This is a genomic window from Amycolatopsis endophytica (assembly GCF_013410405.1).
Taxonomy (GTDB): Bacteria; Actinomycetota; Actinomycetes; order Mycobacteriales; family Pseudonocardiaceae; genus Amycolatopsis_E; species Amycolatopsis_E endophytica.
In genome coordinates, this window is sequence record NZ_JACCFK010000002.1 from 1,699,454 (window position 1) to 1,714,121 (window position 14,668).

The 14,668-nt window shown below is 71.4% G+C and carries 1 protein-coding gene (only partly in view); it reads right to left on the minus strand.

The window, feature by feature from the left end; genetic code table 11:
• Positions 1-14,659: the start of a WXG100-like domain-containing protein gene (locus HNR02_RS33450; RefSeq protein ID WP_179777593.1), read on the minus strand. Its footprint begins 24,986 nt before the window's first position; only the first 14,659 of its 39,645 coding nucleotides appear in the window; its start codon is at positions 14,657-14,659; its stop codon lies beyond the left edge, outside the window.
• Between the last annotated feature and the right edge of the window lie 9 nt (positions 14,660-14,668).

Consider the following 14,668-nt stretch of genomic DNA (forward strand, 5'->3'; position numbering starts at 1 on the left):
TGAACATCGCCAGTGCGGTGTCCATGGACGTGCCCAGCTCCAGCAGCTGCTGGAGGGCGTCCGGTGCATCGGGGTCGATGGCCTCGACCGCTCGGGTGAGACCGTCGATGTCGACGAGCGCCTGAGTGCTCAGGAAGCGGCGGCCCGCCCTGGCCAGCAGCCCGCGCCCCTCGATGTAGCGGTCGACGAAGGGCAGGCCGTAGCGCGACTCGGTCTCCGCGCGCCCGGAGGCGACGACGCGGCGGGTGATCTCGCTGATCTCGTCGTCGGTCAGCCCGGTGCGGCGCGCGATCTCGACCTGCTTGACCCCGTCGTCGGCGGCGGCGTTGACCACCGTGCTCAGGGCGTCCACGTACTCCCGGTGTGCCTCGTCGCGGGCCTGCTGAGCGGCAAGATAGGCATCGAGCGCAGCGTCCAGCTTGGCCTGCGCGGCGCGAGTCCGGGACACGGCCTGGCGCAGCACCTCGGTCCGGTTGCCCCGGAATGGCAGCTTCGCTTCGGCGGCCCGGCTCGCGCTGACGTAGCTCACCGGCAGGTTCAGTGCGTTGGCCACGGTCTGCACGGCCGTGCCATCGTCGCCTTCGCTCCGCACGAGGCCGGGCACCCAGCCGCGGCGGGCGTTGAGGTCGGACCGGGCCTGACGCAGGTCCACGGCGGCCGCACGGTACGCCTTCTCCGCGGCGCGGCGAGCCGGCTCGTGGTCGCGCACCGCGCGGGCCAGGTCCCGGCGAGGACCGGCGAAGGCACGCAGGTCGTGGCCCTGCGAGCCATAGGTGGCACGGTCGAGGTCGTGCGTGAACTCGCGGACCTTGAACGCCGGGCGCACGTCCGCCTGGTGCATCCGGATGCTCGCGTCGGCGACAGCGCTGTCCGCGACGTGCTCGGGCAGCCCGTCGTCGACCGCGTCCGCGCGGATCTGCGTCAGTTCGCGGATGCCGGCGACCCGGGCGTGCTCCCACCGCTGCCGCGCCTCCGTCATCCGGTTCGCGGCGTTTTCGGCGGCGACCGCCAGTCGGTCGCGATGTTCGGCCACGAGCCGGAGCGTGATGCCCGCGTCCTGGCCGATGATCGAGCGCGCGACGTCCGGCGGCGGCTCCACGACCTGCGCACCGTCGAGCACCGCGCCGGGTTCGATGATGCGGGCCTCGACCTCGGTGCGGGTCAGCTGGTACGCCGATTCGAGCGAATCCACCACCAGTGCGTCGTTGACCGGCACGCCGAGCAGCTCACCGAGGCGCTGAGCGATCCAGGGCAGGTAGTTCTCGTCGGCTTCGATCGCGTCCAGGGACTCCGTGTACGCCCGCCGCGCCCGTTCGAGCGCCGTACGATGCCCGGCCAGCTCGTCGGCGATCTCGTCCGCGGCGGTGCGCAGTGGTGCCGCCCACGGCCACAGCTCCGTCAGCGGCGCCGCCTCGTCAGCGTGGCCCATGGCGGACAGCGCCTGAATGGTCGGTATCACGTCGACCCGGGAGCGCCGCGCGATCGTCTCCCGCGCGGGCGGCGGATCGCCGAGTCCGAGGACGGCGTGCCGGAAGCCGATGACGCCACGCAGCCCGTCGGCCACCATCCGGACCTGTGAGGCTTCCGTCGCGTTTGGCGGCACCTCGACCACGTAGGGGCGGTGATCCCCTTGGGCGACTCGCAGCCTCGGCGCGTCGAGCCCCTGCACCGTGCGGAAGTCGACGCGGATCGGCCTTCCGGCGGCGTCGGTGGCGCGGATGGTGAGTGTTCCGGGCGCCTGATCCGTGGTGATGATGGTGTCCCGCAGCGTGTCGCCCAGTGCCGCGCGGCGGACACTCCGTTCGGCGGTGTCGGACGCGATCGCTTCACCGGTCTCGTGCGAAAACCGGACGGCGTCGGGTGTGTTGAGCTGGTTGCGGAACCGGGACAGCGTGATCTGCAGCAGAGCCTCGGCCGCGACTGTCGGCAAGGCGTCACCGAGCGCCGTGAGGGGCAGTTCGATGTCGTAGTGGCCGTGGTTCTCGCCGAAGGTGTCGTCGCGTGGGGAGGCCCCGTCGCGCACGTCCTGGAAGTACGGCCAGACGTCGGTGCCCTCGCGCAGGGTCACGCTGAACGGCCGCTGGTCGCCATAGGTGACCTGGAGCCGGATCTCACCCTCGCCGTCCCGCTGCGCGTTCACCTGCACCGGATGCCCGGCCAGCCGGTCGACGACGGTCTGCGCGAGTGTCCTCATCGGACGGTTGTCGCCGTCGCCGAGGCGGACCCGGACCGGCGTCACCGGTTCGACCACGGGTGCCGGCCGCTGCCGGACAGCGACCGGTTCCGGTGACTGCACCTGCTGCGGGCCGGACGGCCGCGGCTGGGCCTGGTCGAGCGCCCACTCCGCGGCGAGCACGCGCAGGTGGCCCGCGATGAGCTGGGTGCGGATGTCATCGGAAACCTGCGCCGGGATGGCGAACCGCTTGATGCCGGGCGCGTCCTCCTCGAGCACGAGCGGCCCGTCGGTGTTGCGCACTTCTGCCTGGCGCAGCCTGCCTGCGCGGTCGAGCAGGGTGATCTTGACTCCGGTGTCCTCGGCCATGACGGCCAAGGTCTTGACGCGGCCCGGCAGATCGGCGTCATCGGCCGCGGCGCGCACGAGCCCGCGCAGCGCCTCGGCCGCGGCCGCGCTCATGCTGGGCGACGGCAGTGCGGTGTCCGCCGCGGCGGGCGCCGGGGCCGGAGGCTCAGGCGGAGCAGCAGCGGCACGGTCGAACGTGTCTCGATCCACGATGGCATCCGGACGGGCCGCCTGGTGCCGCCCGGAACCCCATGGCGCCGATGCGTCCCGAAGCACATCGACGAGGTGTTCCGCCCTGGTGGCGTCGTCGGCGCGGACCGGGATGACGTAACGCCGGACTCCGTCCCGGATGACCGGTCCCGGGTCACGGTCGACAGTGGAACGGTCATGAGTGGCGATGTCGACGTCGAGGCTTCCGGCAGGCCCCGACGCGCGAAGGCTCACGTTGCCGTACCCTGTTGGGCCGTCACCAGCGCGCACCCTGACATACGGGAAGCGTTCCCGCACGCCCAGCTGAGACATGGCCGCTTCGAGCTCGTCCGCGGTGAGCACCCGGGCAGTGCCTCCGGGAAGGTCGGGCACCTCGGTACCGAACCGGTCCGTGATACGCCGGACCTGCTCCACCACCGTGTCGGTCGGACCGCGCGTGTCCACCACGACGTTCATCGGCTCGCGGCCCGCGTGGTAAACCCAGAAACTCGTCTGGAGAGGCGAATTCGCCTGCACTGCCACGTGCACGGGCTCTCCCAGCCCGTCCGGCAGCGCGTCCTCGACCAGCTTCAGGAGCCACAGGTCGTCCCGGTTTCCGGCCGGAGTGGGCGGCGGTACAGCAGCGTCCGGCGCCGCCGCACCCGCCGCCGGTGCTGAAGCCTCGCCGGATGTGGCGGACGTCGCCACCGCCTCCGGTGGTGCCGATCCGAAGACCGGCTGGAGCACGGAGGTGAGTTGACCCATCCGCGTCGTTTCGTCGGTGCGCGCAGCAATCTCGGCGTGCACGACGCCATCTTCGCCCGTCCGGTCGCGGATCGGGGCGTGCTCCGCCGTCCGGATCTCGACCCGGCGGGCGGCGCCGTCCCCGCCGGTCACGGTCACCGCCGTTCCGTCCGGCCGCTCCGACACGGTGAACGCGTCACTCGGCCAGCCCAGCTGGGCCATCGCGGCGGAAACCTCGTCCGCGGTCACGTTTTCCGGCGCAGACGTGTACCCCAACGGCAGCGCCGAGCCGAACCTCTCCGTGATGAGCCGGATCTGCTCGGCCACCTCCTCCGCGGGGGCCTCGGGCGTCAGCGAGACTGTGGTGGCCTCGGCCATCCCGACGTAGTAGACCTGCAGCGACACCTCACCGGTGCCGCTCTGCTGCGCTACCACGTGCAGGGGCAGGCCCCGTTCGCGTGGTAGCTCGTCCCGCGCTTCGCGCAGGAGCCAGAGATCGTCCTGGATCCCTGCCTCGCCCCGGTAGCGCGGCCACGCCCGTCCCAGGTTCTCGCTTTCCACGACGCGGCGCAGCACCTCGGCGACGTGCTGCGCGCGAGTGCCGTCGTCCACGTGCGACGGGACCATGACGACCCGGGCGCCGGTGCTGAGGTTGTACCTGTCGATCCTCGGTCCCGAGTCCGGTCCCCCCGGGTGGACCTGAAGGTGAAGCCTTCCGCCCGAGGGATACCGACCCCGCACATCGACGTGGTATTCGTCCTGCACGGTGACAGTGACGTCCTCGATGCGACTGCGGAAGCCGACCGCCCTGATCGCCGCTTCGAACTGCTCCGCGGTCAGGCCGAGCGTCCGCGAGGCCGGAGTGGGCTCGCTGTCGCCCGACGTCGTGGCTGCGGTACTTGCGCTGGTCTCTGCTTCCGCAGTTCCCTGGCGTCCAGCAGCAGTCACAGCGTCCGGCGCTCCTGCACCGTCACCGGGCTCCGGCGCCGGATCGCCCGCAACGGCGTCATCCGGCGGTGCGGAAGGTTCGGGCTCCACCCGGGGCGGCGGCAAGTCCGGACCGTCCGGCTCGATGTAGGAACGCAATGCGCGTATGAGCTGCTTGACGCGGGTCTGCTTGTCGGTCTGGGCGGGGATCTCGACTCTGCGGGTGTTGTCGCCCAGGTCCACCTCTCGCACGCTAGTGGCGCCAGGGAACCCGATCCGGATGTGCACGGTGTGCGCCGCGATCCCGTGCGGAGTCACCGTGACCCCACCGGGTTCTGCCGACACCGTGAACGATCCGTCCGGAAGCGAGAACGACTCCAGGACCGACGTCACCGCCTCGACCGTGATGGTCGGAGCTGCAGGGACGAAACGCGGCGGCAGCTCGGTCCCGAACCGCTCTTCGATGCGCCGGACCTGCTCCGCTATCGCCTCGGGTGAGACGTTCGGCCGTACGTAGGCTTGGTCGGAGTGTCCACTGGCCCAGTACCTCTTCACGTGCACCGCGCGACCGTCCGGGGACATGGTCGCGGCGACGTGGTCCGGCCCACCGTCTCGAACGGGCGTGTCGCCCCCGGCCATCCGCAGGAGCCACAGGTCCTCCGAGCCGTCCCGGCCCGCGGTGTCGACGGACGTCACCCGCCGGGTCGTACCGTCCGCGAACTTCGCGGCGAGGTTGTCGCGGCGCGCGATCAGCAGGTCGGTCAGCTCCTGGGCGAACGCCGGATCGCTCACGGTGGACCGGACGATCTGCCGGATCGCGTCGTCGCTCATCGAGGCGACCGCGCGCACCGAGGCCTGTGCGAGGTCGTCCGGCATCCCGGCGTACAGCTGCGCGGTCCCCCGGTTGTAGCTGCCGGAGCGCAGCACCTCGTCCTCGGTGACGGAGGGGCCGAACCCGGTTTTTCTGTCGCCCTGGCCGTTGTGCACCAGGGCGCCGCCGAACTCGATGCGGACCGGGCCGTTCGGGGTGCCCACGATGTTGCGCGGCAGGTCGTAGTAGCCCAGCCAGGCGTCGGCACCGAACAGCGCCCAGAACACCCGCTTGTCCTCGGGCGTGACCGAGTCGAACCGTTCGCCCACGTGGCCGGTGTTGTCGACCCACTGGCTGGCGACGCCGAAGAAGAGCCCGCGGTCCAGCCTGCCGTCGAGCCGCACCACCCTGGTTTCCGGGATCGCGGCGGTGATCCCGGTGTCCGCCGTGACCACGTCGGCGACCGCCTGGTACAGCCGCGCGGCGAGGACCTCCACCTCGGCCGCGCGCAGCTGTTGCTCCGGAGTGCGGTAGGACTCGACCGCCTTGACGTACACCGCGCCGTCCGGGCCGTCGAACCGGCCGCCAGGGAGCTCGCCCCGCTCCTGGCCGACGTAGGTCAGACCGTCCATCCCGGGCAGTGCCTCACCGACCGTTCGCAACCGGAGCAGCTGCGCGTCGCGTTCGGCGAGCCTCCGCAGGTCGTCCTCGGTGTGCAACCAGCCGTTTTCCCTGGCGTGCCGGAGGTAGTGACCCGTGCCGAACAACTGCTCGCCGGTGACGGCGCCCGCCAGCTCCACCTGCTGCTGCGGCCACAGTCCCCTCAGGACGTCCTGCAGCGCCAGCGCGCGCAGGTCGTGGCCGTCCAACCGGGCCGACCAGGCCAGCACGGCGTCCATCGTGGGCGGGACGTCGCCCCGGCTTTCGCGGCCCAGACTCGGTTCCACGACGGGCTCGTCGCGCTGGACGGCGACGCTGAACCGGCTCACCGCGTCCTCGGTGGCCGAATACCGGTACTCGAGGACCTTCTTCAGCTTCCGCTGCGTCCAGCTGCGCGCCTCGGCGAGTTCGGCGGGCAGCGGATCGCTCAGCGAGCGCAGCCACTTGCGCAGCAGCAGGTGGTCGGCGATTTCCCGCTGCAGCATCAGCTCGGCCGGGGTGCCGTCGAAGCTCCGGGCCGCGATGTGCGGCGGGGTGCGGAAGGAGGTGATGACCTCCTTCATCAACGCCGTGGCGACGATGCCCAGCGGCTCGCCGGGCCGCAGGCCGACCCGGCCGGTCGCCCAGTCGTACACCCCGGAGGCCGAGTTCACGTACCAGGCCAGACGGCGCTCGGCCGCCGGGTCGTCGCCGAATGCCTTCGCCAGCCCGGCATCGGTGAGCTCGAACGCATCCGCGATCCGCTGTTCGAGGCGACGGCGGACCTCGTCCACGGTCACCTCGAGAACACGGGCCACCGCTTCGAGCCGGTGGTCGGCGAACCGCAGGACTTCCCGGCGCGCCTCCTCGGTCAGCTCCGCGAGGACGGCCTCCGCGTCCGGTCGCGCGGTTACCGGACGCGAATCGCCGTCAAACCCTCCCTGGACAGATCCATCGCGTCCAGCAGCCGCGTCAGCATCCGCTGTTCCTCCGGTGTCACCGGAATCGCGTGCTGTTCCAGCAGTTCCACTGTCGCCAGCGTCAGATCCGGCCAGTTCTCCAGTTCGTGCTCCTGGATCAGCTCGCCGCGATCCGGTTCCGGGATCCGCGGCCCGAACGTCTCCAGCAGCGTCCTCGCCTGCTCGCTCGCTTCCGTCGCCTTCCTGGACCGAATGATCGCGTCCAGCAGCCTTGTCACCGTCCGGGGTTCCCGCCCCGTCACCGGGATCCGGGACCGGCGCGTCCGGCGTTCCTCCGGCGTCGGCGGAATCCAGCACCGGAGCATCCACCGCGTCCGACGGCGCCGGCTCCGCCTTGGCCGGCGGCACGGGTGAACCGGCCGGATCGAGGTAGGAACGCAACGCGCCGATGAGGTGCCGAATGCGGGTCTGCTCGTCGGTCCGGGGAGGGATCTCAACCCTGCGGGTGTCACCGCCCAGGTCGACCTCCCGCGCGATCGTGGCGCCGGGCGGCCCGGTCCGGATCTCGACAGTGTGCGCGGACAAGCCGTGCGGCGTCACCGTGACGCCATCGGGTTCTGCCGACACCGTGAATGATCCGGCCGGAAGCGAGAACGACTCCAGGACGGACGTCACTGCCTCGATCGTGATGGTCGAGGCGGCATCAGGGATGAGGTGCGACGGCACCTGGGTGCCGAACCGCTCCTCGATGAGCCGGACCTGCTCCGCTACGGCCTCGGGTACGGCGTTCGGCTGGATGAAGTGTTCGTCGGTGCGCCCATCGGAGTAGTACCGCTTCAGGAGAACCGACACACCGTCCGGGTGCATGGTCGCGGCGATGTGGTCCGGCCCGCCGTACCGGGCGGGGACGTCACCCCCGACCATGTCCAGGAGCCACAGGCGCTGCCAGCTTCCCCAGCCCGGGCTTCGTCGGCCGGCCGGTTCGTCGCGCTGGAGCACGATCGGCTCGGCGACGACCACCGGCGGGTCCGGGCGGTCAGTTACCGGACGGGAATCGCCGTCAGGCCCTCCCTGGACAGATCCATCGCGTCCAGCAGCAACGTCAGCGTCCGGCGTTCCTCCGGCGTCACCGGAATCCCGTGTCGTTCCAGCAGTTCCACTGTCGCCAGCGTCAGATCCGGCCAGTTCTCCAGTTCGTGCTCCTGGATCAGCTCGCCGCGATCCGGTTCCGGGATCCGCGGCCCGAACGTCTCCAGCAGCGTCCTCGCCTGCTCGCTCGCTTCCGTCGCGCTGAGACTCGGCTGTTCCGTCAGCGCCGCGAGGTCCCGCTTCACCTGTTCCGTCCGGCGCCGCAGCGGCTCCGGGTCGTCCGGGCTGTCGAACATCTCCAGGTACGCGGCCAGTTCCGTCCGTTCCCGCGTCGTCACCGGACTGTGCAGCCTGCGCAGTGCCCTGATCAGTGCCTGCACGCTCATCGGCCACTCGCCCACGTCCAGCGTCCGGTGCACCGACGTCAGCGCCTGCTCGTCCAGCCGGTCGAGGAACCGGCCGGGCAGTTCGGCCATCCGCTGAGCGATCTCCGCCTGGGAGAGCTTCACCGTCCCGGCTCCTTCCTCCGCGCGGGGCCTCCGTGGAGTCAACCACCGGTTCGGCCCGGTGGATGACGTTGTTCCTGTCGATGGCGATCCGCACGCGCACGCCGTCGTGTTCACCGTAAACCCAGTCCTGCTTCTTACGGCCCACCGGTTCGAGCGGGGTCTCCGCGAGCGCGCCGGGCTGCAGGCCCCGCTCGACGATTCCGGTCAGGATGGTCTCCAGCCGCCCGGCTTCGAACCATTCGGCGGGGAACTTGGGCAGGCGTGCGGGCCGGTCCGGGTGCCGGAGGTTCTCCAGCTGGACGAGCACCGGCTCGGGCAGGGTGGGCGCGATCTCGTGCCGTTCCGGGACCACCGGCCTCGGGTTCGTGACGACCCCGCGGCCGCCCTCCGGGTAGGCGGTGACGATCGAACCGTCCGGCAGCACGACGACCGCGACGACCACACCGTCGTGTTCCCTGGTCGCGATCCAGGAGTTGTGGTCGTCGTCCCACACGACGCGGGTCGGCCGGTCCGCGGTCTGGCGGATGACCGCCTCGATCGTCGCGTCGTCCCAGCGAGCGGGGAACTCCGTCTTGCCGGGGATGCCGGTGCCGTGCCGGTGCCCACCGCCGCGGGTGCCGTCGAGGATGTGCTCGGTCAGCACGGTCTGGTCGAGCTGGATCCGGTCCGCGGCGGGACGCAGCGGGTGGGCGAGGATGTCCGGGTGGTGCCAGCCATTGGGCTTGACGGCGTCGGCGAAGGCGGAGACGACCTCGGTGACCGTGGCGCCGTTGGTCAGCGGCACCACCGCGATTCCGGCCGCGGTTCCCCGCAGCTCGCCGACGTGGACCGGCCGCGCGGTGGGACTGACGTTGGTCAGCTCGGTCCGGAGCGTGGCGAGATCCTCGCGCACGCGCACGACCGCGACCTCGGTGCCGTCCGGGGTGCGCGCGACCAGATGCCCCGGGATGGGACCGGCGGGCCTGCTCAGCGTCACCCGGGGCACGTTCAGCTCGGCGGCGACCTGCCGCGCCAGACGACCGCTGGTCAGCCTGGCCCGCACGTCGGGGGTGATCTCGGCGTCCGCGGGGACCGGCGGGTTGTCGGTGAGGCGCCTCAGCTGCGAGTTGAGGAAGTGCCGCCGGGGGTCGTTGTGACGCAGCTGGTCGCGCCGCCGCGCGAGGTCCGCCACCGTGTCGGCGTGCCGCTGCCCCTCTTCGGTGGTCAGGAGGATCTCGACGGTGCGGCCGTCGGCCGTCGTCCAGGTGGTCTGCCACCCGTGCCACTGACGACCGCCCAGCCGGCCCACCGAGCGGCGGCCGAACGCGCCGTCGACGTCGGTCAGCGTCAGTCCGCGGGCGTCGAGCTGGTCGGCCATCGTCAGGCCCGCGACGAGGTAGTCGTCCGCGGGGATGGTGATCGTGTACCGGCCGTCCCCGTCCTGGATCAGGGCCGCGCCGCTGATCTCACCGACCGCGTCGGCGAGCGGATCGGCGGGAGGCTCGGTGGTGGTCCTGGTGTCGGTGGTGGCGCCGGGAGTGCCGGCAGACGCGGTCGACGGCGTGTGCAGCCGCACCTGGATGGTCTGGCCGGTTTCGGCGTGCCGCAGGTCCACACGCCCGTCGCCGGTCCCGGTGACGTCGAATCCCCGGTCCGCCAGCTCGCTCACCAGTGACTCGCTCGTCGATCCGCCGGACAGGTCGACGGTGTGGCGGACGGTGCCTACTCCGGCGAGGTCGTCCAGCGTCGTGGGCCGCAGCGTCGCGCCCTCGGCCGCGGTGACCGCGTCCCGGAACTGCGCGAGCACCCGCGCCATCTCGCCCGCCGGAAGACGGCCGGCCTCGGTGTTCGGGCCCGGCAACGGCTCGGCCGACACCACCTGACCGTCCTTGCGGACGAAGGCCGCGATCGTCAGACCGTCGCGTTCCCCGCGGACGGCCCACAGCTTGGACTTTTCGTCGTAGGTGGCGGCGTCGGGATGCCGCACAACGTCGCGCACCGTCTCGCCGAGCACCAGCCGCGGGTTCGCACCCTCGTCAAACCAGTGCGCGGCGATCCGGAGCTGCGTGGGATCGGTGGCCTGCGGCCCGTGCCGGAGCCTGAACGCGTCGAGCAGCTCGTTGGACACCGCCAGATTTCCGCGAGCGGGCCGGTGCTCGTGGGCGAAAACCTCGTCGGAGTCCCAGGCGTTGGGGCGTTCGCCGGAGGGCAGGCCGACCTCGCTCAAACCGAACGGTTCGAGCGTCCCGCGAAGGATCTCGGTCCGCCGGCCGGACTCCGGGTCCAGCTGCGCGGCGTGGGCTCGTGCCGCGACCGAATCGGGCGTGCCGAACCGAAGCACGGTCTGCTCGCCGGTCACCGGGTTGGTCCACCGGGTGACGACGCCGGACTCCGCGTGGTCCCATTGCAGCTCGGTGGTGTCCGGGCGCAGGCCCATCTCCGCCAGCGCACGCATCATCTTCCCGGTGTCGCCGGTGAACGAGGCGGCGTCGGGCATCCGCACCGCGAGGTGGCGTGGTCCGCCCTCGCCGGCCTGCGGCGCGAGCGGATCGGGCAGCAGCCGGGCACCGCGGACAGCCGTCACCACCGTCCTGGCCAGCGGGACCACGCCGCGGTCCCGGTACAGCGCGACGGTGCCGTCAGTGAGGTTTCCCTTACCCTGCAAGCTCGTTCCGACCTCGCCGAGCACGTGGCGCCACTTCACCCGCTCGGAGATCGTGCGCTGGAAGCCGTCGCTGGGCGTCTGGTCCGACACCCGCAGCTGCAACGGCTCGGACTGAACACCGTCGACGGTGAACCGCGGGTAGACGACCTGGTACTCGCCTGCGGCCAGCCCGGAGTCCACGACCACGACGGCGTCGACGGTGACGTCGTCGTAGACCAGGCGCACGGTGTCGTCGTGGAACTCCATCCGCTGCGGCAGGTGGGTGCTCGACTCGGGCAGTCGCTGCAACGGGATCGCGTCACCGAGCGTCGGTGTCGACGGCGTCACGACCGAGGCCGGCGCCGTGCTCTGCCCGAGCCCGCGTGCGTAGGACTCGAACTCGCGCCGCACCGCTTCGGCGTCGGAAGTGGTCTCCTGGGTGATCGTGATCGCACCGCTCACCGGTTCACCCGGCACCCGCGCCAGGTCACGGTGGTTGACCGCGTGGTGTGGCTGGTCCCGGCCGGGCACGCCGTCGGCGACCACGCGCAGACCTTCTTCGATCAGGGCATCGAGGTCGCCGCGGCCGAGGCGCACCGTGGCCTCGGCGGTCTGCCGGGCGGAACCGTCGGGCCGCACCTGCCACGTGCCGGCATCGACCTGGACGTGGTTGTCCGGCACCCCGTCGTGCAGCTGGATCCGCACCAGGACCCGGTCGCCGTTGCCGTACTCCACGACCAGCGGCCCCCTGCCGGGAGTGCCGTGCAACGCGACCGCGATGCGCGCGCTCGTGCTGCCCGGGGTGGCTTGCTGACGCCGGGTGATCGCGTCCACCAGGTCCCGGGGAGCAGGCGTCGCCGGCATCCGGTCCGGGCCGGCCTGGATGGTGCGCGGCAAGGCGTGCCACCGGGTGCCCGGCGTCTGCGGCGTCGGCGGAGCCGAGTTGGTGAACACCAGGGACGGCGTGAGGCCGTCGGGGAGCGGGCTGCGGGCGAAGAGGTGCTCCAGTACCTGGCCCATCATGGCCTGGTTGTGCTGCATCACCTCGGACAGGTTCTCCGAGACCAGGCTCGAGATGTGGACCTCGTCGCCGCGCACCTCGAACGCCCCGGCGGGCAGTTCGTCGTTGAGCGTCAGGCGGAACTGGGCGATCTGGTCGTCCGGGGACAGCACGCTGAACGTGCCGGTCGCCGCGTCCACGTCGACCATGTAGCCCTCGGCCTTGAGGGCGTCGAGGGTGCGCGCAGTGACGGCCGTCGCGGTCTCCGGCCCGCGCTCGGCCTTCTCCGGCGGGGTGTCCGGGGTGAACTGCTGCCGGTGTTCGCGGGTGACCGGGGGCTTGTCGTCAGCGGTGTTCCGGGTGCTGCCCGGGTCCTGAGTGGACGAATCGGGGTTCCGGCTGGTGTCGCCGGAGTCGGCGCTGTCCGACTGGACATCCGGATTCCGGCCGGTGTCGCTGGAATCCCCGCTGTCCGACTGGACATCCGGATTCCGGCCGGTGTCGCTGGAATCCCCGCTGTCCGACTGGACATCCGGATTCCGGCCGGAGTGCTGGGTTTCGGGCCGGGTGTCCGGAGCCTGAGCGGTCTCGTCGTCCGGGCCGCGGACCGTCGTGTCGTCCTGGTCGTCCTGGGTGACGTCCGTCTGCGCGGCGTGGTCACCGTTGCGCGTCGTCGTGCCGGTGTCCCGGTCCGGCTCGGTGCGCTGGCCGACGTTGGTGTCCGGACGGCTGGTATCCGTGGTGGTCCGGCCGGTGTCGTCGCCCCCGGCGGTGGCCACGCGACGCTCCGGTTCCTGCGTGGCAGGCGGATCGTCACCCGTCGCGGGCTCCTCGCGTTGCGACGTGGTGGTGTCGTCCCGGGTCTCCGGCGTCGTCCGGCGGGAGTCACCGTTCTGCTCACCGGCGCGGCGGGCAGGCGGGTCTCCGCCGTTCTGCGCCGAACCACCCGAAGCGCTGCCACCCGAACCGCCCGCTCCCGCGGTCGGCCGTGTTCCCGCACCGTGGTTCGCGCCGCCACCCGAGCCAGTCGAGCCACCCGCCCCGGAGGACGTGCTGGTCGACCCGACGGTCCCGCCGCCCGTCGCGGTCTGGGTTCCGCCGCCATGCCCGGCAGCCGGCGGCGGCGCGCTGACCGTGACCCCGGAAGGCGTCACCCCTGGCGCCTGCCCGATGAAGTTCGAGAAATCGGTGCCCGCACGGAAGTTCGTCAGGAGCCTGTGGTCGGCGAGGTTCGCCTGAAAATGCTCGCCCAGCTCGAACCGGAACCGGTGCGACTCCATATCGAACCGGGTGAGCTGCGTGCCACCCGCGTAGAGCTCCTGCATTCCGCCGACCGCCCCGCCGAGGGCGGCCTTCTTGAGGTTGTCCCAGCTCAGCGGGTCCTCCCCCGCCTGCTGACCACCACGCGCGCCGCGGGCGACGACGTCGTGCGGCGTTCCCTCCATCGCGTTCGTGAGTTTGTCCATGCCGACGGTGAAACCCACCGAGCCGACCTGCCCGATGACACCACCCGCCGCACCCAGGATGACGTGGGCGGGCAGCCCTGCCGCCAGCGCCAGCGGACCGCCGCCCAGCGAGGCGCCGACGAACCCGGCGGCGACGTTCGTCCAGTTGACCGAGTACCTGTCGCCCATCTCGAAGCTGGTGAGCATTTCACCACCCCAGGCACCGCCCGCGCCGTACATCGCGCCACTGCGCACCGAGTACCCGACGAGCCGCTGGCCGATGACCTTGCCCGCGCCACCCCGTGCCACATGGGTGGCGACCGCCTCCGCGATCCGGCGCTCCATCTCGGGCGTCATCGCGCCCCGCCGCACGACCTGCCCCTTGGGGACCAGCCACTTGGGCCCGCCACGCCGGGCCGTCTCCGTGATCGCGTGGTTGAGGGCTCGCCCGCCGTAGGCCTTTCCGAGCTGCTGAGCGATTTCCCGCCGGACGTAGGCGTTTTTGACCTGCGGCAGAACCCGCATCAACGCCCGCTCGACTTCGCGCGCACTGATGCGCCCGGCAGTGTGCGCGAGGTAGACCTTCCAGCCGCGGGCGATCGCCGCACCGGCGCCCTTGATCGAGAACTTCTTGATCCCCTGCTTGATCACGATCTCCGCGATCTCCGCGAGCGCCTTGCGCATCAGGGCCCGGAGGGCGAGCCCGGTGGCGGTGATCGACGCGGGGATGCCGGCCAGGCTGCTGCCGATGCTCGGAACCGCGGCCGCCAGCGAAACGGCGATCTCCATCACCGTCATGACCAGCATGACCTCGTAGCTGTTCTTCGCCAGGGCGAGGCTCGTCTGGAACTGGCCGACCCCCATGCCCATTTCCATGGCGGCCTGCATCTGGCTCAGGAGAGCGCGGCTGAACTGGACCGACGCGGCGTTGAACTGCGCGGGCGCCGCGCCCTGATAGCCCTGCACCACCGTTTCGGTGAGGGTGCCCAGATCGGTCTGCAGGTCACCCAGGTCCGAGCTCTTCTGGTTCCAGAACTCGACGAGCCCGGCGAGGTCGTCGGGATGTGCCTCCGGGTACTCGCCGAGCCACCCGTCGATCGCCGCGCGGACGATCGGCGGGAGGACCGGGAACGGGAGCCAGTCGTTGACCTGCCGGATGAAGTTGTCCGCGGCATCACCGAAGTCCGCCAACTGCTCCGCGAAGTACGCGAAGACGTCATCGACGTCTCGGTGCACTCCCATGGACGGACC